Raw genomic sequence first — 22047 nt, forward strand, 5'->3', positions numbered from 1 at the left:
CACTGAAAAGGCTTATTTCTCTTTCTTCAGGCTGGCTGGGGTAGCAACGGTTCTAGGTTGTAACCGCACCAGTTTCAACTGAGCTTCACGAGCCACCACAGAAGCGGGTGCTGTTCGGACAGCACGCTCAAAATAAAGTGCTGCAGCATGTTGCTCGCCTTTTTCCAGAAATGATTCTGCCAGATACAGATACGATTCTGCAAGCTTTTCATTGAGGCTGATCGTTGCTGCTTCCAGTTTGGCTGGGTCGGCATGGATATCAGCCACCATGTCGCGGGCAATTTTCCCTTCCGGGGTGTCTGCGTGCAGGCTTTCGATCAGTCGGCAGACTTCCAGCGCATCGTGGTAGCGTTCTTTCTGGTATGCTGTTTTGGCCTGCACCAGTAAATCACGCACCTGACGTTGTTCCTGATTGGCTTGAGCTGTAAAGATCTCGTGATCTGCCGGAAATTCTTTGGCACTGGCCAGAGCAGCTTTGGTGCCGGCAAATCGCAGTTGCAGATCGGTCAACAGGTCGGCTGCCGTATCGTTATCCCCACGCTTCACCACTTGCTGGATCCGCACCAGGCGGGCAGCGGCCAGTTGATCGATTTCCGCCTGAAGTAGTTTTGCCTTCTTCTGAATTGTGCGTTCTTTGCCATCTTTCAGAATGAGCTGCAGGTGCTGCATTGCCAGCAGATAGTTTCCTTCTTCAACTGCCTTCTCGGCTGCTTCCTGTTTCTGCACCATCCAGGTGGGGGTGGCTTGTTCAATAATTTTCTGCAGTTGGCCATCAAGGGCTTTGACATCCTGATAACCTTCGATGAAGCCCACGATTTTGCCATCGGGCGATGCGATTACCATCGTGGGGTAAAGTTTGATCTGCAGAGCGGATACCAGACGTGGAAACAGCGATGCATTGACCTTCAAAGGCACAAAATGCTGGTTCAGTTTGTCAATGATGCCTTTGTCCGCAAAGGTTTCCTGTTCCAGTCGGCGGCAATGGATGCACGTATCCGTCTGAAATTCCACAAACATTGGCAGGTCTTTATCGGCAGATTCCTTTCTGGCAGAATCGTAATCTGCACGCCACTTGATTTGTGGTACGTCCTGGGAAAATCCATTAATTGGAGCCCATAGCAGACTGGCGGCACCAACAACAAGTAACATTAACGTGGGACCAGGCACCACGTTTCGTGTGAGAAAGCAATTCAAGATTTTCCTCCGCTTACGCCCTGGGATGGGATTTTCGATAACTTTCCTGCAACCTCTGTGTCGAGACATGTGTGTATACCTGGGTGGTCGTCAGGTTTTTATGGCCCAGCAATTCCTGCACCCCGCGAATGTCCGCGCCTGCATCCAGCAGATGAGTGGCAAAGGAATGCCGTATCGTATGGGGCGATGTTTTCGGATCGAGACCTGTTTCCTGCAGATACTTTTCCAGTAATCTGCCCACGCTCCGCGTGGATAACCGCGTCGCCAGTTTGTTCAGAAAAACCGCAGGTGATCGTTTCCCAACAGCTTCCAGCATCTGTTCCCGTGCAACCAGCCAGCGACGAATTGCATGCACGCAATAGTCGCCCAGTAAGGCCAGTCGTTCTTTTTTCCCTTTGCCACGTACCGTCACCAGACCTTCCGAAAGTTCCAGGTCATCCAGGTTCAGGCCCACCAGTTCGCCCACCCGCAAGCCTGCGGAATAAAGCGTTTCCAGAATCGCGTGGTCTCGCAAGCCCAATGCCGTTTCGTATCCCGGGGCATCAAGTAACCGCTGAATGTCGTCCACACTCAGAAAATGTGGTAGTTTGCGATCGGCCTTTGGACTGCGTAACCCTTCCGCGGGATTCACGGTAATTACACCCGCCCGGCACAGGAAGCGTAACCACGATCGAACTGCTGCCATTCGCCTGGCAATGGTGGTTTTTGCGTAGCCCTGTTCATGAAGCCAGGCCTGATAAGCCCGGATCAACCGGGTGGTGATTTCTAAGGGGGCAATGCTCTTATTGCCACTTCGCTCTCGAAAAAACTCCACGGCCTGGTGCAGATCTTCCCGATACGATTTGACCGTATAATTCGATGAGTTTTTCTCCAGCGACAGGTACCGCATGAAGTCCGCGAGATAGCTATCCATCGTCTTCATCATGCCCTCGCGTCATTCCGGGTCCGGCGTTGCAATCATGTAGCTGGATTCTTCGCTTTGCTGCCGGGCACGCTGGATCAGCACAGAAGCATCAAACCAGGAGAGGGCCACCTCAGGGTTGGCGGCAGCTTCTCGAATTGCCTGGGCCAGTTCCGTCCGACTTTCCTGATCGTAAACGTACACATGGCGAATACTGTTTTTCACTAGTACAAGTATATTGACCGCTTGTGCCACGTTTTGCTCCATGCTCTTGCAACATTCCATTCCCACCATGTCCATCATGGCACACCGTTCAAAAAGCGACAGACCGATTCGCCCACGTGGGGGAAATCTCCCAGGAATTGAGTACGGGATAATAGTTTTTCGCCTGTTAAACAATTTTGAAGGTTGACAAGCATTGCGCCAGCATTTCCAATAGTACAGGATGTACCACGAACAACCGGCCAAAAGATACCGGTCAGGAGATAATTCATGAATTTCACACGTCGCGAAGCAATTGTAGCTGGTGCTGCGGTGCTGCTGACGAACCCGCTTGCTGCAATTGAACCAATCGTTCGGAAAACGGCGAAACCGCACATCCGATTAAGTCTGGCAGCGTATACCTTCCGCAAAAAACTGGATCTGAAAAAGCCAGAATGGACCTTTATCGATTTTATCGAATATGCCGCCTCACAAGGGCTGGATGCTGTGGAGCTGACTGGGTACTATTTCAAATCCACCGATGCCAGCTATCTGGCAGAATTAAAACTGCACAGTACCCGCCTTGGCCTGGATATCAGTGGGACTGCCATCGGCAACGATTTCTGCGTGGGCACACCCGAACAACTGGCCACTCAGATCAAGACGGCCAAACAATGGATTGAACATACCGCAATGCTGGGTGGGAAGACTATTCGCTTTTTTGCAGGCAAACCTGCCAAAAATCTGGACCCCACCCAGGCAATTCAGCAGGCGATCAAGGCTTTGCAGGAATGTGCGGAACATGCCAAAAAGTTTGGCGTATTTGTGGCACTGGAAAACCACGGTGGCATTACTGCAGAAGCAGACGACATGCTGAAGATTGTGCAGGGGGTGCAAAGCGACGCTTTTGGCGTGAACCTGGACACAGGCAACTTCCGCACCGCAGACCCTTATGGCGATCTGGCAAAACTGGCCCCTTATGCGGTCAATGTGCAGGTGAAGACCGACATCTTTACCAAAGGAAAAGCCAAGGAGGAGGCAAACCTGGGCAAGTTTGTCGAAATCCTGAACAAAGTAAACTATCGTGGGTACGTGGCACTGGAATATGAAGGCAGTGAAGACCCACTGGTGGCGGTGCCGAAATATCTGGGCGAATTGCGATCACTGTTAGAAAAAAAGTGATTGTGGGCTTCAATCACACATCATCAACTATTTCCCGGCGACCACTTCTTCATCGGCGGGAGCAATTTCAATGCTGAGTGGTGCCACCCAATGTTTATATTCATTGGTGTAGTACAGATAGGCACGACTTGCAGGCCCACGGTACTTGCCGGGCAGGTCGCACACCAGATCAACGCTGACTTCCACGGTCTGGTTGGGTTCCATCTGCCGCCAGTAGAGGATCAGTTCACGGCCTTTGATTTCAAAGTAACTGATCTTGTTGCGTTCCCGCAGATCGGTCAGTTGCTTCATATCAGTGGGAACTTTCATCCCCGCAGGAATCCCAATAATCGCCATGCTCATCCCCTGACCTTTATTCTGCAGGTTTTGCAGTTTCACCTGTACTGGCACGGTTTCACCTTCCACTGCAGCCGCACGACTTAACGAAGTGGTTAATTGCAGTGCGGTTTCTTTGCTGGATACAGGTGTCAGCACCGTCGCTTCGCAGGCGAACGTGAAGGGATAACCCGCTTCCGGTTCTTTGCCCGCTTCATCTACGGTCTTCACCAGTTCAATGGTGTGTTCCTGGCCTGGGGTCAGGATTTTGGCATAATCAGGAATCTCAATTGCAATCACTTCCAGATCGTCCTTGCTGTACTTGCGGGTGGCAACCAGCTTGCCATCGATCTTAACATCCATCGTGCCACTTTCTGCAGGGCGGGCATTCTTCTTGGCATGGGTTATCAACGCTTTCAGTGCCAGGATGGTCGACTGTGTTGAACCATAGCCACCAAATGCACCTTTCTGTGCCGTCAGCCACTGGGTGGCATCCTTGGATGTCTTGGCAAAGCGTGGTTCGTTGGAACGCAACCAGCCCAGGATCGCAATCGAAGTGGTTTCGATGTCCAGTGCCACACAACCCGAGTTGGTGATGCTGGTCTTCGCACCAGTTACCTTCCCTTCCTTGAACAGATCCTTGCCTGCCAGACGATCGAGAATCTTCAGGGCGGTTTCCCGATCATCCCGCTGCACCAGGATATTGGCGACAATTGCCAGGAAGTAAGAATCGCTATACCCCACCGATTTGGCATCCGTGGCCTGCTCTTTCAGTGCCGCGATTTCTTTTGCCAGGTCAAGCTTTTCCTTGTTGTCTGGGTCACTTTCTACCAGCGACCAGACAATGTAGGCGTTGGTGGTGTATTCCGGAGCACGACCAAAACTATCCAGTGCTTGGGAATCACGCAGGAAACCACCTTTCCCATCGCGGCGGGACATCAGGAATTCCTGGGTCCGCTTGATCATGGTGGGGTCCACATCAAACACTTTGGCCATATCTTTGAACTGCAGCAATCCGTATGCAGTCAAGGCTTCGTGGGCACGATCTTTATTTCCAAACCACTCAAAGCCCAACTTGGCACTGGTGGGTGTATTGGGGCATTCGTAACCAACCAGACGCTGGTAACCTTTTTCCAGCAAGCCTTTCGCTTTCTGGCTGAGTTCCGGATTCGTCTGATTGGTGTCTTTCAGGTAATTCAGAATCATCACGTTGGGATAGTTCACGGTGCTGGTCTGTTCAAAGCAACCATGTGGCTCCCGCAGTAAACCTTCCAGTCCCTTCACCAGATCGTTCATTGTGTTGGGGTATACTTCCAGGCGTGCCTGTAATGTTCCAGGCACTACATCCTTGGGAAGAAACAGTTTACCGTGGGCAGTTTTTTCCAGCACATCGCTGTAGGCAACTGCATATGGGAAACCATCGGGCACTACTTTCAATAACCGTTGCGAACTGTCTGGCATTGCTGCGGGTTCGCTGTTCCCTTCCACATACACCCCGGCTGGGCCTTGCAGGATCGATGGGGTAGCATGGAGTAGTTTGCGACCTTTGCCATTCGGCCCCAGGTTCATCTGATCCTTCACCGTGACTTCATTGCCGAACTTCAAACCATTGGCAGTTGCCTGATAGCTGATCGACCTGCTGCTGTCCGAATCATTCACTACGCGAATCGGAATCACCAGTTGATCGGTATTGGTGACTTCCAGAGGCAGTTTCGGTTCAACAGAGAACGGCTTGCGGGCTTCAATGGTTTGTGTCATTGCACCAATGCGGCCGTTCAGAGTGTGGCCAGCCACCAGCACCTGATAGCGGGCAATCGAATCCGACAGTTGAAAACTGACGGTGGCCTGACCATTTTCCGGCATTACCAATGCGGGATGCCAGAAAACAGTTTCGGCAAAGTCCGAACGGGTTTCACCCAGAGTCACATCACGTGTGTGGGCAAACTCGCGAATATATGCAGGGGATGCAGGTACCATACCATTCTGAGCTTGTTCTTTTAGTTCTTCGGCTGCCATGCCAGCTTCGAAAGGCACTCCTGCACCGGGCATCCCGCGTCCAAAGCCAACACCACGGTTCGGTCCATCATTGGGCCGGCGTTGACGCATCAGCTGATCCATTAGTTGCTTGCGATTGGCACCAAAACGTGCTTCTTTCGCTTTATCCTCTGCATTTTTCTTCTGTAATCCAAGTGCTAATTTCGCATCGAACTTCTGTCCTGGATCGACAGCGTTCGCTTGGGGTACGGCCATTTCAGGTACACCATCAAATACAGGGGGACCACCAGGTGCTCTCGGTGCCATCATTCCAGGTGCTGGAAAGTTACCCCCACCAGCTTTCAGCATCTTCTCCCGTCTGACACCACCACGGCCTTGGAAAAGATCTTCATTGCGAAGAAATCCTTTGCCTTCGGCCAGTTTTTCCAGTTCGCCACCTCCACCACCGAATCCACCGCCTTCCATCAAGTTAAGTCGATCATTGTCTGCGTTAAAATGCCACGCAGCCTGATCTTCAATTTCTATCCCTTCTGCAGTTGCAACAGCCTTGTTGTCATTGGCCTTGGCAAAGAAAGCTTCCGTGGTTTCCTCGGTGGGGCGGGTCATGATCAAACCAGCAACCAGGATGCCGGCAATTGCAAATGAAGCCATGCTGCCTGAAATGATCAGCCGACGTTGGGTCGATGCCAGCATCGCTCGGATGCCCATGATAATCCCCACGGTCAGCATCAGGCAGAACAGTATCGGCATTGCAAGCGTGCGGAACGATTCGGCACGGGTTTCATAGCCATGCAGCACACTCAAGGCATTGGTGTGGGAGTTATTCAGACGTTCCAGTTCGGCTCGTTTTTCGTTGAAGGTTGTTCGAAGAATCGGCAATTGTGTATTTGCAAACTCTTCGTAAGCCGATTGTGCATCAGCCACGGCCAACGCACTTGCCTCCAGTTGTGGTACATATTTGGCATTCACTGCTTCGAACTGCAATTTGGTTACTTCAACGGCTTCTGTTGCCTTCTGGCCCGTTGAAATCAACAGTTGATCCACAGCTTCTCGATCTTTCGTTGCAGGTGCTGTCAATTGCTCTGCAAATCGACGCCAGCCCTGGGTGCCTAACAGTAAATCGAGTGCCACGCCCGCTTTGGGGTGGTCGGTCAGCAGAAAATCAGCATGTTCCAGTTCTGCAGGATTCTTGACATCGCCAGCCAGATAGAAGTGCGTGGGTAACAGTCGATCTGTTTTGTTGTCCGCCATGGTGATCACACTTTGATTCACTACAGCAACCATCACCACTGCTGGGACAGATTTTTCTTTTTCATCAAAAGTTGAGAGATTCAATTCCACCTTGCCGGCAGGTGTGTAACCGGTTTTGTTTGGTTGTACACTCAATGCCAGCTTTTCAGCCGCCTGACGATACACTAATCGTTCTGCCACTGGTTTCAGATCCAGTTGGTCGTCTTTGCCAATTTCTTCGAACACGGTAATCCGTGTAACACCACCAAAAGATGCGGCACCCGTTAATTCGAACGCTGTGGGCTGATTGGCTTTCACATCCACCGGTACGTGCTGGAACAGATTGCCCCGAGCATACGCACCAACGTGCAGCACTTTGTCCTGGGTGCTTTGCAGTTCCAGTCGGATTGGTTTGCCCACTTCGTTAATGGGATCGAGCGATTTCAGCACCACGCCGCTGGCCTGGACGGTGGGCAGTGCAAAACCTTCCGGGCTGGGTGGGACAATTTTCGATGGTTTTTCCAGCACCACGTGGTACTTCAGACCAGCCACAGGAGTAAACTCGAACATTCCCTGCCCACGGTTTACACCAGGGAGCTCTTCATCGGTCAGGGTTTTCAGTTCTGCCAGACGGTTTTTGCCATCGGTCAGATAGCCTTTCAGATCAGCTGGCTTCCCATGTGGGGTGCGTGCCTGGAAGTAAACCCGGCTCTTCAACCCAGCAACCAGTTCCCCACCTTCCGGGAAGAAGGCGATATTCAGTTTGGTACCGATAATCGGAATCGGACGCACGATCGTTTCTACGGAATCACCATCCTGAATGGTGACAGAAACGGTACCTTCTTCTTTGGCCAATGTTTTGGGCAATTCAAAACGGATTCGCAATGCACCTTCATTATCGAGGCGTGCCTGAGAATTGAGGATTTCTTTATTGTCCACTCGGGCAACAACGGTAGCTTTCGCCTGCTTCAGGGCACCACCTTCCGTGCGGCTGGCAGTCAGTTTGAACTGAACCAGATCGCCTGCACCGTATGTCTTGCCATCAAATTCCAGTTTCTTTTCAAAAATATCCGGATCGTAATTGTTCACGATAAACTTGCGGGTTTCGAGCAGTTTTTCCTTGTTCGTGGCAGGCTCCACTTCAAACACCTGCAACTGGTATTCCCCACCTGGGGCGGCATCCGCCAGTGCAAACTGCCCAGCGCCAATCCCACGGATCGGCTTGCGGTCTGGTCCGGTAATCAGCTTCTGGCCATCGAAAATCCGGCCGTTGGTGCGGTCGATTTCTTTGGTGGCACCAGAAGGATCGGTCATTTTGAACACCAGCAACATATCCTGTTCCGGTGGCAGAAACGTCCCACGGTCCAGGGTCAGGGAGCGGTAAAATACCATTTCACCTGGTTTGTAAAGTGGCTTATCCGTAGTTAGTTGCGTCACATAGACTGGTCGTGCCAGGGGCAACTTTTCCATCAAAGTACTTTTGCGGTTGTCGGTGGAAATCGCCGTAACATGCATGAATAGCTGCGTGTCTGGCTGCACTTTGTTCCAGAATGCGGTAGTCAGGTTCAGTACGGGTGGCTCGTTCGGCTTTTCAAAGCTCTGGTGCACCAGTTCCGTATCGTTCTGGTCTTTCACCACTACTTCCAGACGGTTGGGAATGGCGTATTTCCCTTTCTGGTTCCGCACCATCATCTTCCAGGAGTTGGGGGCACCCGGCTGAATCGTGGCAGGTCCCATCAGGCTGACACTGAATTCCTGGTCGGCTGCTTTTCGCTGAATTTCGTTCAGTTTCTGGTCGTGTTCGGTAGTCAGGCGAGCGAGTTCGTCTTGTGCACGCTTCCGTTCTTCCACAATTGCTTTTGCTTTGCTGGCAATTTCCTTTTCCAGCGTCGCCTGTTCATCTTTCGCTTTGTTTCGCGCAAGTTCCTGCCTTGCAACTTCCTGCGACGCACTCCACCAGCCGGAAAACTGCACACCTGCTGGTACGGCGAGAATTGCAATAGCCGCACAGATGGCAGCCGTCAGTGCGTAGCGATACATACTTCGTGGGGCACGCACACCAGTCGAGGTCGGGGTGATCTTCGTTGCCACGGGCGGTGCAAACTGCACCTCCGGAAAAGTTGTTTTGGCTGCGGTGGACAGCACGGTCCCCCACTGTGCCATTTGCTGCTTTAATGGCTGGCCTTCTGGAGAAGCCAGATAGGCCTCCAGTTCTTTGGCATCTTGAGGCTCGATCAGGCCATAGAGTTGTTCCAGGGCCAAAGCCTGCATTCGTTCATTTGTATTCATTGGTATAACCGTTATTAATCAATTACAGGATGGAAGACTAATTCAGTACTTTGCGAAGTTTTTGCAGTGCGGAACGCATTTGCGTTTTGACAGTACCCACGGGGGCATGCCGGATTTCTGCAATTTCTTCGTAGGTCAGGCCGCCGTTTTGCCGCAGGAGAAAAACTTCCTTTTCTTCTGTCCGCAGGCCCGATATCGCCATCGATACGCGGGCGACTTCCTCTTGGAATTCCAGCGATTGACCCGTTGTAGATGCATCGGCGATCATCGATTCTTCTCCCTTAAATGTCTTGCACTTTCTCTTCCAGGCTGAACGCTGAAAATCCTTTGCTGCATTCAGCCCCACGCGAAAGATAAACGCCTTGAGGTTTTGAATTTCCGATAACTGCTGGCGATTTCGCCAACATTTCAGAAAAGCATCCTGGACCACATCCTGGGCATCATCCCGATTCCCCAATATGTACATCAACGTGCTGATCAGCTCGTCTCGATATTCGTTGAAAGCACTTGTCAGCACATCCACTGGTTCCATGACATTGGATACTCCAGATTCCCCCGCTTGTGGCTGGGGGTTTTCTCCCGTGGAGGTGCTATCCCCTGGGTGTTGCTTCAGGCTCGCTGCGGATTGGTCCATGTGCGATTCCTTATCCCTAAGACGATGCAGTTCCTGCAATAGATTGGATCAAACTAAAAAAATCAGGAAAAATTCCTTTTCTGTTCTGTCACTGGTTTTCGGTGCGTAACAACCAGCCCATTGCCTGCCAGCCACGTTCAAAAACCAGGCCCGAAGCGGCAGCAGTCACTTCGTCGTAACTGCTTGCAGAATCTGTGCTTATGCCGGTTCCACCTGCCACAAAGGGCACCATACCGTAGGCATGGGCACGCGTCTGCAAGGTGGTGCGGTGGTCCGGACTAATGAACATCCGCCAATTCCCCACTGTGGGCAGATATTCTAATAGCGGGCCAACAATCAGTTCGTCAATCCGTTCCAAAGCCAGAATCTTTTCATCGGTGCGGCCCTCGTGGGAGGCCTCATCTGGGGCTTCAATATGCACGCACACCAGATCGTGGTCTGCCAGGGCAGCAATCGCCGTGCGGCCTTTACTGGCGTAATCGGTATCCAGATAGCCGGTGCTGCCCGGTGCATCGATGCGATCCCACCCGATCAGCATTCCGGTTCCGCGAACCAGGTCAACCCCCGATATGATAGCACCTTTCGGGCCGTACTGTTCGGTAAATGGGCGAACCTGTGGTGCCTTGCCCAGGCCCCACAACCAGATGCGGGTGGCTTGTTTTTTGCCCGCAGCGTGGCGATTCTGGTTCACCGGATGATCCAGAAACACCCCACGGGACAGTTCCATCAGTTCCCGCAGAACGTCGCTGCCAGGTCCACTGGGCAGGTAACGTTCGATTGGCTGGTCGGGAATATCGTGCGGTGCCTGCGTTTTGGTTTCGGTGCTGAATGGGGCGGGTGCACCATCCCCACGATAGACCAGCAGATTGCGGTACTGCACCCCAGGCACAAATTCGTAACGATCGAACTGTGAATGTTTGCGGATTTCGGCATTCATACTGGCCAGCAGTGGGGCACCATCGGTGCTTTCAATGTGGCCTGCCGTGAAATCGTTCATCGCACCATCGCGAATGTGCACCAGATTGCAGCGGATCGCCCAGTCGTTGGGGCCTAATTTCACGCCAATGGCAACCGCTTCCAGTGGGGCTCGACCGGTATACACTTCCAGCGGGTCGTAACCAAATAGACTCAGTGTGGCCACATCGCTGGCAGGTGTCAGTGGTTTCGGGACGTTATTTGCCTGCCCCACACACCCCATGGCGGCCAGTCGGTCCATGTTGGGCAATTTCGCTGCCTGCAACGGAGTTTTCCCTCCCAGGCTTTCCTGGGGATCATCCGCACAGCCATCCGGTATAACAATAACATACTTCATAAACTTCTCGCACGTGCTGTGCTGTTCATCCTAGAAATTCTGGCTGAAATGAACTTCCCATCCGGCGTGCAGGTGGGTAAGAAAGCGTAGAGAGACGTGTTGACAGGCAACTGCCCTCCCACCGCGAACTTTTTGTAACAATTATGTAACTTGTCAGGGGCTCCCATGACTGCAGCGGAATTGCACCAAGAATGTGTGGATTATTTTCTCGGTTTGCAGGACAGAATCTGCCAGGGTCTGGCTGCACTGGATGGTTTGAAGGATTTTCGCGAAGATCGCTGGGACCGCGAAGGTGGGGGCGGGGGTCGTTCCCGTGTATTGGAAGAAGGGGGCGTGTTTGAGAAAGCGGGCGTCAATTTTTCTGAAGTTTATGGCGAAATGAGCCCTGAATTTGCAAAAGCGATCCCTGGTGAAGGTACAAAATTTTCTGCGACAGGTGTGTCGCTGGTGCTGCACCCACGAAATCCGTATTGCCCCACCGTGCATGCCAATTTCCGTTATCTGACCAAAGGCAACCACTGGTGGTTTGGTGGTGGGGCCGATCTGACACCGTATTACCCGTTTCTCGAAGATGTTGTGCACTTCCACCGCACCTGGAAGGCGGTCTGCGACCGCCACGCCCACGTGGCCAATTTTGCCACGATGAAGCACGATTGCGATGAATACTTCTATTTGAAGCACCGCGAAGAGGCACGTGGTGTCGGCGGGATCTTTTTCGATTATCGTTCGGAAGATATGGCTGGACTGTTTGATTTTGTGAAGGATTGCGGCGATCAGTTCGTTCCCAGTTACGCACCGATCATCGAACGACGCAAAAACACCCCCTGGGGCGAGCGGGAACGCCGCTTTCAGGAATACCGCCGTGGGCGATATGTGGAATTTAATCTGGTCTATGACCGTGGTACCACATTCGGCCTGAAAACTGGTGGGCGGATCGAATCGATCCTGATGTCGCTGCCACCCACGGTGCGGTATTGGTACGACTACCACCCAGAAGCAGGCACACCGGAACATGAATTAACCAATTACTGGCTGCAGCCGAAAAACTGGGCCGAAATGTCGTAAATATTAACCGAAGCCTGCAAATTGCTTCATAGCCCGCAGCGTTAGCAAGGGTTTGTAAAGTAAAAAACCCTTGCTAACGCTGCGGGCTATGAAGAGAAAACGAATGGCACGATGTCCAGGATCACATAAAAAACTTCTGCCCGACGGTGCGTCGTGCCGATGGAGGGGGTGTGTTGTGGAGCATCTTACACGGAATTGAGTCCCTCCACTTCGATTATGAGTTGCCGCTTCGCAATTCCCTAATTCGACAGACTTCGCACATGGGTACAATCATGCTTGATCGTTTTGAGCGTTCAAAATCGGGTCTGTCAGTAAGCCGCGTATCTCAGCCTTTTTCGTAGCACGGTGACTCGCCTGTGCAGGACAGCCATGGGCGGGACGCCCATGTTACGAATTCGAGGAAATAACACGAATCGATGTCCCGATTTTAGCCTACAAAAATGAGAAATCTTTAAGAGTGTCGTGTGTTCATCATTGCCTGGTGGAAGACGCGGGTTGTTTGGGAGGCGGGGCCACGCATCGACTGGCTCATATCGGTGCGGCCAGCAAAAGCCGTTACCGGCATTTCATCCGGATCAGGCGGTAGCACCGGAACATGAAATTCCTGTAATGTTTCAATCACTTCCACCATATCTTCCGGCCGTTCGTGCGGCTTTTTCGCAATCATCGACATCACCAGATAATTCACCATGTCGGGTACCTCTGGCCGAATCTGACGTGGGGACTGAACGTGGCGAATCTGGTGTGAAATTAACTTCTGAGCCATATTCCCTTCGGGATACATCGCACGACCAGTCAGTAAGAAGTAGAACGTTGCCCCCAGCGAATAAATATCGGCCAGGTGGCCGACATTGCGGGCATCGAGTGCCTGTTCTGGTGCAACGTAATCGGCTGTGCCCAACAGGGTGCCATTGCCACCTGCCATGGTTACGGAGCCCCGGTCGTCGTTCACCATTCGTGCCAGACCCAGGTCGAGTACCTTGATGGTGCCACTGCGGTCAACCAGAATATTCCCTGGTTTGACATCTCGGTGTACCACGCCAGCTGCGTGGGCACAGGCCAGCCCGCGTGCGGACTGAATGATGTAATCGACGGCACGGTCGATCGCCAGACGCCCATTGACGGTCACCAGTTCATGCAGGTTGACCCCATCAATGTACTCCATCACCAGATAGTGCATGTTTTTGTGAGAGCCAATATCGTGGGCCCGCACGATGTTGGGGTGATTGACCCGTGCCACTGCCTCTGCTTCCCGCTGAAAGCGGTGCACCATGGTGGGGCTGCTGGTGGTTTCAGGTGGGAGCACCTTTATGGCCACCCGGCGTTTCATGTGGCGATGTTCGCACAGAAAAACTGTCCCCATCCCACCTTTGCCAAGCTGGTCCAGGATAACATACTTGTTATCAATAAGAAAATTCTTCCACTTGCCCTGCAACAGGAGGCGGGCCTGGAATTTCGTCAGAAGTCCTTCGTAAACAAGTAGTTGCAGTAAATCAATCGGTTCATTATATCCCACGTTACGTGCGTGCAGGCCAGAAAGAAACTGGTCAAACTTCGCCTGTGGGATCAATTCGCTTTGCACGATGATCTTTTTCAGGTTCGATAGCTGGTGCCGATCGATCGAATGTGTTGCAGTAGTCATGGTGGACAATGTTGTTACTTGGGGGTACTGGGATAGTGGCTCGCAGGCGATGATTCAATCCGCACACCTGGGGCTGAGAGGATTGACATATGTTGTTGCGTATCGGTCGTTTTCAGGATAAACGTTCGGCCAGAGTGGGACATCAGCGATACCGTGGATGCCTTCGACATACTGGCGAGTTCCCGATTTAATGAGAAACGGTTTTCCGGCACTTCATCGGGTGTCGGTGGTTCTACATCTACCAGCCACGGTTCGAGATAGCGAATCACATCTTTTGGCTGCTGCGGGCGTGCATTGGGTGATTTTTCCAGCATCAGAGACACCACATCTGCAATCCCCACCGGAATACCGGACCGCACCTGATCGACGCGTTTGGGCTTTTCGCTTTGGTGGCGAACCAGTTTCATCGCCACGTTCCCACCATGAAATGGTGGCTGGCCAGTCAGAAAGTAGTAAAAGACCGCACCCAGACTGTAAATATCGGCCCGATGGTCTACCGTGGAATCGCGTGCCTGTTCCGGCGACAGATAATCGGCTGTTCCCAACACAGTGGGGCTGGAGCCACCCGCCATCGTGATTTCGGAATTATCCATGGGATTGGTGAATCGTGCCAGCCCCAGATCCAGCAACTTGATGACACCCAGAAAATCGAGCATCAGGTTGCTGGGCTTGATGTCTCGGTGCACCAAACCTTTCTGGTGGGCGTGCTGCAAACCGTTAGCCGCCTGACACAGATAGTTCACCGCACGTGGGATGGGTAGTGGCCCCAGATGCTCCACCAGGTGCTGCATGCTGACGCCATCAATGTATTCCATCACCAGAAAGTTCAGGGAGCCTTCCTGCTCAATATCAAACGCCCGCACAATGTTGGTGTGGTTCAGCATCGCAATTGCCTGGGCTTCCCGTTGAAAACGCATCAGCGTGGCACTATCCACGCGATCGGGCGGGAGAACCTTAATCGCCACTTTGCGACGCATATGGCGGTGCTCGCAGAGGAAAACCGTCCCCATGCCACCGGCACCAAGATGCTCTAATACCTTGTATTTGCCTTTCAGGAAAAAGTTTTTCCAGCGGCCCTGCATTAGCAATTTGGCCTGAAAGTGTGTCAGCAGGTGGTCCCGCACCATGCCAGAGCACATTGCGGAAGCATCAGAAAATTTTTCATTTTCCGCTTCCCGCTGCAGCAGATATTTTTCGATTTCCTGCTTTGTCAGCAGTTCGCTTCGTACTACCAGATCAAACAATTGTTGAACTGTTTTTGGGCTGGACATACGCAACTACCTCTTTCACCACATAGGGAAGGCGAATTATGTTCCTTGGTAAACTTGGAGGGGGACTATTCCATGCTGAGATTTAGCATAATTCGGAACACGAAGCGGAGAAATAATCGCGATAATCTGAAAAATCAGACAGAAAAATTCGCGAATTCAGGTGTGGGAATGAGAATTTTGTAGCATGTTCAAAATCAAGATAAGGTGGGCAGTAAACAATTAGCCTGCATGATTTACAATATTGCGATTTGGAAATATAATTGAGCTGCTATCAAAGTTTGCCGTTTCGACTCCCCACCGTCACGTGGAAGAAAAATCACCAAAAAATTACCCCATTTTGGTGTGGAAAACGAACCTCTGCCCACTAACATAGGTCTATCTGGCAGTGTTACTGTTCAGATTGGAGGCGTAGCTCAGTTGGTAGAGCATCGGACTTTTAATCCGTGGGTCCTGGGTTCAAGTCCCAGCGCCTTCATTTTTTTCTCATCTGTCTAAACCATCCCACTTCATTAAGCTCTCAGAAGTTTTTCTGCATGTACGAGCAGACTATGGGTGATCACGTTTTTACGAGTCTAACTTGTAGGTCCCGAGGATGCCGATTGCCCACATTCCGGGCTGAAGTGGCCCAGTGATTGCGGTGGTCGCTTACAATAATCTTTTTCCGAGACCACAGGTGGGTAATGAAGGCAGAATTGATTTCCATTGGCAGCGAAATTACCAGCGGCCAGAATCTGGATACCAACTGCCAGTGGCTGAGTCAGCGCTTGGCCGAAGATGGTATTCCGGTGGGCTTTCACACCACCGTGGCAGACGATTTTGACGATAATGTTCAGGTTTTTCACAATGCGGTGCAACGGGCAAAGCTGGTGCTCAGTACGGGAGGCCTGGGCCCCACGCTGGATGATCTGACCCGCGAAGTGCTGGCAAAACTGGTGAATGTTCCCCTGGTGGAAGACCCGGTTTCACTGCAACAGATTCGCGATATGTTCACCCGCCGTGGGCGGGAAATGCCAGAGCGAAATCGTGTGCAAGCTCTTTTCCCACAAGGAGCTATGGCGATTTTCAATGCGAATGGCACCGCACCCGGAATCTGGATGCAGGTGGGCAGCAGCATTATTGCCTGTATGCCCGGCGTGCCATCGGAAATGAAGCTGATGTACGAACGGGAAGTTCGCCCACGCCTGATGGAACTTGGCCTGATCGGCGGGGTGGTTGTCCAGCGAAAAATAAACACCTTCGGTTGGGGGGAATCTGCCGTTGAAGAGAAGGTAAGCGACCTGACCCGACGTGGGCACGTACCGGAAGTGGGGATTACCGCCAGCGATGCAGTGATTTCACTTCGGATAATTGCCCGTGGCAACGATTTTGCCACAGCCCAGGCCCAGTACGCACCAATTGAGGCGATTATACGCGAACGGCTGGGTGAATTGGTGTTTGGGGTGGATCACGAAGAGTTGCACGAAGTGGTGGTCGAAGAACTGATACGGCGAAAATTGTCGATCAGCACCGCAGAAAGCCTGACGGCAGGACTGATTGCCAACCGAATCGGGCAGGTGCCGGGTGCTTCCAGTGTTCTGCATGGTGGTTTTGTTACCTATACCAATGAAACAAAACAGGCATTATTGGGTGTGCCTGGGGAACTGTTAGCAGAACATGGTGCGGTAAGCGAACCGGTAGCACGTGCGATGGCCATTGGCTGCCGCGAACGCCTGCAGACCAATTTTGCCCTGAGCAGTACAGGATTAGCAGGCCCCACCACAGGTGGGGAAAATCAGCCGGTAGGCACCGTTTTTGTGGCATTAGCATGGGACGGTGGTTGTGAAGTGCAGCACCACACCTGGGGAGGAACCCGTACCGAAATTCAAAGTCGCACCGCCAAAATGGCTTTGAATCTCTTACGACTGCACCTGTTACGAAAGCCGAACTAAATTGTGTGTCAATTGGGCCTACGTTTACGCCTGAATTCAGATGGTTTATGCTGACCGCAAAGTCGCCATGTAGAAAAAACCAAGCCGGAACTCAGCGATGAAATTCTGTTTTGTGTATGCTACATTGGGCTACCCCATGCGCGGTTCATCAAATTGTTTTGTGATTACACTTGGAACCCAAGCTCTGCGCGGAAGTGCAACAAACGAAATTTAGAGCAGCCTTCAATATTTTGAGTTCAATTCGATTGATTTTCTATTGGCGACAAATCTTTAATGCTGTTGTTCGCTACCTTGAATTCCATGAATTGAGCTGGCTAGTTAACAAATAGTCTTTGGCCCTGAAGGGGCCATTCTGTCAGCCCAGGGTGAGCGAAGCGAGCCCTGGGCAAGTGGTACAAAAGGTCTTCGGCCCTGAAGGGGCCGTTCATATTCGAAGAGGTGAACCTAACAGATTTAATCAGAACACAGACCCATTTTGAACGGCCCCTTCAGGGCCGAGGGTATGGTAAATTCTTTTCCCCAGGGCTCGTTTCGCTCACCCTGGGTAAGTGGTATAAAGTCTTCGGCCCTGAAGGGGCCGTTCATATTCGAAGAGATGAACCTAACAGAATTAATCAGAACACAGACCCATTTTGAACGGCCCCTTCAGGGCCGAGGGTATGGTAAATTCTTTTCCCAGGGCTCGCTTCGCTCGCCCTGGGCTGACAGAATGGCCCCTTCAGGGCCAAAAGACAATAAGCATTCCACAGCTATGATGACAATTACTCGAAACCCGCTCTAGCAGACGGAGTTTTCTACCGTGGCAGAAACGAAAGCTAATATCCCACACTCCAAATGTAACAGATCGTTAGTGTACATTTATTTTTCTTTCTCTGCTCTCCTGTGTAGCTGTTTCGTGCTTAGTCTGATTAACAGGCATAGCAGCAGTGAATATGTTAATTTTCAAGCAGAGAAAGGTAATACCATGGAAGAGCTGCGGGCAAGGTATGGACCACCTTCTGAGGAATACACAAGGCCAGATGGAACAACGACGTGGTACTATGATAAAGATTTTCTTGGCATAACTGCAATTGGTGTCCACTTCGATTCATCTGGCCGAGTAATAAGCAGGTTCAACCACTGAAACCTACCCCTTCTTTTTCAAAAACTCTGTGGCGAGTTCCGTTCCTTTCGCCAGTGCTGCTGGCAGTGCAGCGCCATTTTTGCCTGCACCCGTTGCCAGGTGAGGTGGGCCGCCACCTTTGCCATCCGCAATTGCAGAGACGGGCTTCATCAGATCATTTGATTTCAGCCCCGCCTGGTTGAGATCTTTCGATACCCCCACCACAAAACCTGCGGACTGGTCCGGGTTTTTCCAACCAAGGATGATGATGCACGACTCTGCTTTTTGTCGTAACCGATCAACCTGACCACGCATCACCTCAATATCCGCAGGTGGGACTTCACCAACGATCACTTTCGACGCACCGATGCTGACAGCACTTTCAAATAACTGATCTGCCACCCGCTGTAATTCCTGCAAACTGTTCTTCAGGAATAGCTTCTGCAGTTGCTCGAATTCCTGTTGCAGGGCTTCCAGCCGTGTAGGCAGTTCTTCCAGTTTGCACTGGAACTTACTGGTCAAATCTTCCATTGTGTTGGTCAGCGTCGCCAGATCCTGTGCGGCCACACGACCTGTAACAGCGGTTACACGGCGAACACCTTTGGAAACCCCTTCCTGGCTGGCCAGTTTGAAATAACCAATATGCCCAGTACGTGGGATGTGCGTGCCACCACAGAATTCAATCGAATCGTCGTAGCGGGCCTGTTCTGGCGTTTCCGGGCCAATCATCACCACCCGCACAGGGTCGGGGTATTTTTCACCGAAGACAGCTCGCACACCGGTGATCTTGCTGGCTTCTGCCAGTGGCAGAGTTACCGCATTTACTGCCAGGTCGCGGCGAATCATCTCATTTACTTTATGTTCCACCTGTCGCAACTCGCGTTGAGTCAGTGGCTTTTCGTGGCTGAAATCGAAGCGGGTTTTGTCTTCATCCACCAGCGAACCTTTCTGCTCCACGTGGTTACCCAATACCTGACGCAATGCCAGGTTCATCAGGTGGGTAGCTGTATGGTTGCACATGATATCGATACGGCGGAAGGTTGCCTGCATTGCTGAAACACTGGTGCCCACGGCCAGTTTGCCAGAAACCAGAATCCCGTGGTGCAGAATCGTATCGCCCAGGCGTTGGGTATCCTGCACTTCAAACTCACAGTCATCTTCGGTGCGGATGATGCCCGTATCACCTGCCTGACCACCCTGTTCCGCATAAAAGTTGGTGCGATCGAGCAATAGCGCTGCCGCATCGCCTGCCTGCAGTTCGCCCGTGCGGTGTACTTCGTTGCCAATCACCCACCCAAGCACCGTTGCCTGTAGAACTTCCGGCAGGTACTTCGGTGCATCATCTGTGGGAGGAAGGTCACCTTTTACTGCCGCGGTATGAAACTTTTTCTTGCCCGCACGATCTCGTTCCTGGGCATCCTTTAATTCCTGTTTGAAGCCTTCTTCATCCACCTTCAGACCGTCTTCTTCAGCCATCTGCTGGGTAATATCGATGTAGATGCCGTAAGTATCGTGCAGTTTGAAGGCATCCGCCCCATCGATGGTGGTGCTGCCAGTAGCCTTCGTTCGTTCACTCAAATGAGAGTACAGCTTCAGCCCACGGTCCAGTGTGCGAAGGAAGGAAGTCTCTTCGTCGTAGATCTGTTCCCGCACCTTTTCCGGGTTGCGTTTCAATTCCGGGAAGGTTCCGCCGAGTTGCTCCACCACCACACCAACCAGATTGTGCAGAAATGGCCCCGTGGTGTTGAGTGCCTGCCGACCATAACGCGACGCACGCCGCAAGATTCGCTTCAGCACGTAGTTGCGGCCATCGTTGCCAATAACAGCTCCATCGTTGAGGGCAAAGGTCAGTGTGCGGATGTGGTCAGCAATCACGCGGTACGCAGTATCCACGCGATCCTTTAAATCCCCTCCGTAGGGGGCAACTTTCGTTAGTTCCTGTATCGCAGAAAACAAAGGTGTAAACACATCCGAATCGTAGTTGCTTGTTTTGCCTTGCAGCACCGCACAGATCCGTTCAAAGCCCATGCCCGTATCCACATGCTTCGCGGGCAGTGGGGTCAGGCTTTTATCTTCGTTGCGGTTGAACTGAATAAAGACGTTGTTCCAGATTTCAATTACTTCGGGCGTGCCTGCATTCACCAGGTGGCCGCCTTTGCAATCGGGCGTCAGGTCGATGTGGACCTCGGTGCACGGCCCACACGGTCCGGTATCGCCCATTTCCCAGAAGTTATCTTTCTTGTTGCCCAGGTGAATGTGGTCGTTTGGCACCCCCACGGCACGCCAGATATCGGCTGCTTCTTTATCTTCAGGAACATTATTTTCTGCATCGCCTTCAAATACCGTCACGTGCAGGCGGGCGGCGTCCAGCCCCCACACATTTGTCAGCAGATCCCACGCCCAGGTGATTGCTTCCTGCTTGAAGTAATCGCCAAAGCTCCAGTTGCCCAGCATTTCAAAAAAGGTGTGGTGGTACGTGTCCTTGCCCACATCTTCGAGGTCGTTGTGCTTACCGCCAGCCCGGATACATTTCTGGGTGTTGGCCGCACGCACATAGTCGCGTTTTTCGAAGCCCAGGAAAATGGGCTTGAACTGGTTCATGCCGGCGTTGGCGAACAGTAACGTGGGGTCATCGTGCGGCACCACACTGCTGGATGGCACGAAGCGGTGCTGGTGCTGTTTGCAGAAAAAATCGATAAACTGTTGCCGAATTTCATTCGCCGTACGCATACCAACCTCAAACGGGTAGCTTTCTGGAAGAGGAAATCATTTTCCCTGAAAGTTAAGACAAGAAAAAACCGCACGTAGTTCAAGGGGAGGGGCAAAAATTGGCCGAAACACGGTGAACCGTTGGGTACAGGTAAATCTGCACCAGCCACTCTGACTCCTTTCAACGTGTCAACCACTCTCCCCACACATGGAATTATTGCCACGTGTACATATTAATATATCCACGTTGCGGTTTCAAATCGCAATTTTTTTTCAAAATTGATCCGTTTCTGAAAAATGAAATCATCGTAAGCATTTACAAATTATTAACTTGCGGCAAGAAAAACTTTTTTGTGAATTTTTGCAAAATTCAAATCACCCCATCTGATCCGGATGGCATATTGGGGCGAATTTAATCCTAATTGATGAACATGCGAATACAATTGCTGATGTGATTTAGGCAGTAAACTCAATTGGAAAAATCGAATCGATTACTTCAGGGCTTTCAACATGGCATCGAAGTCTTTCTTGTGCTTTTCTACTGTTTTCGCAGGTCCCAGCAGGGTGATGTAGTAATCGCCGTTGTCGGTGGTACAGATCACATAAATCTGGCGGTAGTCTGCCTTTTCCGTGATTTTTGCGTTAGGAGCAAATGGTGGGAATTTCGACAGAAACACACCTTGAATGTCCTGGTAGGTGGCTTCCTTTTCGCCCAGCTTCATTTTTTCCACGTTCACTTTGGGCTTCACATCGCCTGCGGCTTTGAATTTGGCCAATTGACGGGCCAGGTTCTGATCGACAGAACCACTGCCGCCACGGAAGTAAAACACTGCCAGTTCGGCATCTTCAGAGCCTTCTGCTTTCGGCAGTTTGTATTGAGCGGTACGCATGGTGTTAGAAGGATTTTCTTCCTTCCAGCCCGCAGGAACTTTGCCTTTCAAACCGGCAAATTCAATATCTGCGGCCATGGAACCAGCGACCAGCGTTAATCCCAGCAATCCAACAATCGCCATTTTCATCGATGTACTCCTTCAATTGGAAATCAGATTATTATTGTAGGCACGCACGTCAAAGCGG

At 51.7% G+C, this 22047-nt stretch carries 13 protein-coding genes and 1 tRNA gene; 4 read left to right on the forward strand and 10 right to left on the reverse strand.

All coding sequences use genetic code 11. The features are described from left to right. Positions 1-12: 12 nt before the first annotated feature. Genes R3B84_19310 through R3B84_19320 form a run of 3 tightly spaced genes read right to left on the reverse strand, consistent with a single transcriptional unit; the run spans position 13 to position 2350 of the window. Positions 13-1194, reverse strand: a complete 1182-nt coding sequence (locus tag R3B84_19310; protein MEZ6142716.1) for a thioredoxin family protein — start codon at positions 1192-1194, stop codon at positions 13-15. A 13-nt stretch (positions 1195-1207) separates the two neighbouring features. Then, positions 1208-2107, reverse strand: coding sequence for a tyrosine recombinase XerC (gene xerC / locus R3B84_19315; GenBank protein ID MEZ6142717.1), 900 nt, complete (start codon positions 2105-2107; stop codon positions 1208-1210). A gap of 21 nt (positions 2108-2128) precedes the next feature. Then, entirely contained in the window at positions 2129-2350 is a 222-nt protein-coding gene (locus R3B84_19320) for a hypothetical protein (protein MEZ6142718.1), read from the reverse strand. A 237-nt stretch (positions 2351-2587) separates the two neighbouring features. Between R3B84_19320 and R3B84_19325 the strand changes: the two genes are divergently transcribed. Continuing rightward, on the forward strand, positions 2588-3478 hold the full coding sequence (locus tag R3B84_19325; protein MEZ6142719.1) for a sugar phosphate isomerase/epimerase family protein: 891 nt from the start codon (positions 2588-2590) through the stop codon (positions 3476-3478). A gap of 27 nt (positions 3479-3505) precedes the next feature. Here the strand turns inward: R3B84_19325 and R3B84_19330 are convergent, their stop codons facing one another. The 3 genes from R3B84_19330 to R3B84_19340 form a co-directional block, all read right to left on the reverse strand. After that, entirely contained in the window at positions 3506-9307 is a 5802-nt protein-coding gene (locus R3B84_19330) for an alpha-2-macroglobulin family protein (GenBank protein ID MEZ6142720.1), read from the reverse strand. A gap of 37 nt (positions 9308-9344) precedes the next feature. Then, positions 9345-9941, reverse strand: coding sequence for an RNA polymerase sigma factor (locus R3B84_19335; GenBank protein ID MEZ6142721.1), 597 nt, complete (start codon positions 9939-9941; stop codon positions 9345-9347). An 88-nt stretch (positions 9942-10029) separates the two neighbouring features. Further along, complete coding sequence (locus R3B84_19340) at positions 10030-11253, reverse strand: cofactor-independent phosphoglycerate mutase (GenBank protein ID MEZ6142722.1); 1224 nt, start codon at positions 11251-11253, stop codon at positions 10030-10032. A gap of 165 nt (positions 11254-11418) precedes the next feature. On the opposite strand from R3B84_19340, the gene hemF reads away from it, so the two are divergent. After that, the gene (hemF, locus tag R3B84_19345; protein ID MEZ6142723.1) at positions 11419-12318 is read left to right on the forward strand and encodes an oxygen-dependent coproporphyrinogen oxidase; all 900 of its coding nucleotides are present in this window, start codon (positions 11419-11421) and stop codon (positions 12316-12318) included. Between the two features lie 451 nt (positions 12319-12769). On the opposite strand, the gene R3B84_19350 is transcribed toward hemF, so the two are convergent. Both R3B84_19350 and R3B84_19355 read right to left on the reverse strand, forming a co-directional pair. Then, positions 12770-13960, reverse strand: a complete 1191-nt coding sequence (locus R3B84_19350; GenBank protein ID MEZ6142724.1) for a serine/threonine-protein kinase — start codon at positions 13958-13960, stop codon at positions 12770-12772. A 14-nt stretch (positions 13961-13974) separates the two neighbouring features. Beyond that, positions 13975-15231 carry a serine/threonine-protein kinase gene (locus R3B84_19355; protein ID MEZ6142725.1) on the reverse strand — a complete coding sequence of 419 codons (1257 nt, stop codon included), beginning with the start codon at positions 15229-15231 and terminating at the stop codon, positions 13975-13977. A 402-nt stretch (positions 15232-15633) separates the two neighbouring features. On the opposite strand from R3B84_19355, the gene R3B84_19360 reads away from it, so the two are divergent. Together R3B84_19360 and R3B84_19365 are read left to right on the forward strand one after the other, a co-directional pair. Continuing rightward, a tRNA-Lys gene (locus tag R3B84_19360) sits at positions 15634-15706 on the forward strand. 205 nt (positions 15707-15911) lie between these two features. Then, positions 15912-17159, forward strand: coding sequence for a competence/damage-inducible protein A (locus R3B84_19365; protein MEZ6142726.1), 1248 nt, complete (start codon positions 15912-15914; stop codon positions 17157-17159). A gap of 1126 nt (positions 17160-18285) precedes the next feature. Here R3B84_19365 and alaS read toward each other — a convergent pair. Together alaS and R3B84_19375 are read right to left on the reverse strand one after the other, a co-directional pair. Continuing rightward, complete coding sequence (gene alaS / locus R3B84_19370) at positions 18286-20991, reverse strand: alanine--tRNA ligase (protein ID MEZ6142727.1); 2706 nt, start codon at positions 20989-20991, stop codon at positions 18286-18288. A 470-nt stretch (positions 20992-21461) separates the two neighbouring features. Continuing rightward, positions 21462-21989, reverse strand: coding sequence for a hypothetical protein (locus tag R3B84_19375; protein ID MEZ6142728.1), 528 nt, complete (start codon positions 21987-21989; stop codon positions 21462-21464). Positions 21990-22047: the final 58 nt, after the last annotated feature.

The sequence above is a fragment of the Zavarzinella sp. genome (assembly GCA_041399155.1).
In the GTDB taxonomy this organism is placed as follows: Bacteria; Planctomycetota; Planctomycetia; order Gemmatales; family Gemmataceae; genus JAWKTI01.

Coding starts and splice junctions, on each gene's coding strand:
- xerC (MEZ6142717.1), bottom strand. CDS start 2,107: ATGGATAGCTATCTCGCGGACTTCATGCGGTACCTGTCGCTGGAGAAA.
- R3B84_19325 (MEZ6142719.1), top strand. CDS start 2,588: ATGAATTTCACACGTCGCGAAGCAATTGTAGCTGGTGCTGCGGTGCTG.
- R3B84_19330 (MEZ6142720.1), bottom strand. CDS start 9,307: ATGAATACAAATGAACGAATGCAGGCTTTGGCCCTGGAACAACTCTAT.
- R3B84_19335 (MEZ6142721.1), bottom strand. CDS start 9,941: ATGGACCAATCCGCAGCGAGCCTGAAGCAACACCCAGGGGATAGCACC.
- R3B84_19340 (MEZ6142722.1), bottom strand. CDS start 11,253: ATGAAGTATGTTATTGTTATACCGGATGGCTGTGCGGATGATCCCCAG.
- hemF (MEZ6142723.1), top strand. CDS start 11,419: ATGACTGCAGCGGAATTGCACCAAGAATGTGTGGATTATTTTCTCGGT.
- R3B84_19350 (MEZ6142724.1), bottom strand. CDS start 13,960: ATGACTACTGCAACACATTCGATCGATCGGCACCAGCTATCGAACCTG.
- R3B84_19355 (MEZ6142725.1), bottom strand. CDS start 15,231: ATGTCCAGCCCAAAAACAGTTCAACAATTGTTTGATCTGGTAGTACGA.
- R3B84_19365 (MEZ6142726.1), top strand. CDS start 15,912: ATGAAGGCAGAATTGATTTCCATTGGCAGCGAAATTACCAGCGGCCAG.
- alaS (MEZ6142727.1), bottom strand. CDS start 20,991: ATGCGTACGGCGAATGAAATTCGGCAACAGTTTATCGATTTTTTCTGC.
- R3B84_19375 (MEZ6142728.1), bottom strand. CDS start 21,989: ATGAAAATGGCGATTGTTGGATTGCTGGGATTAACGCTGGTCGCTGGT.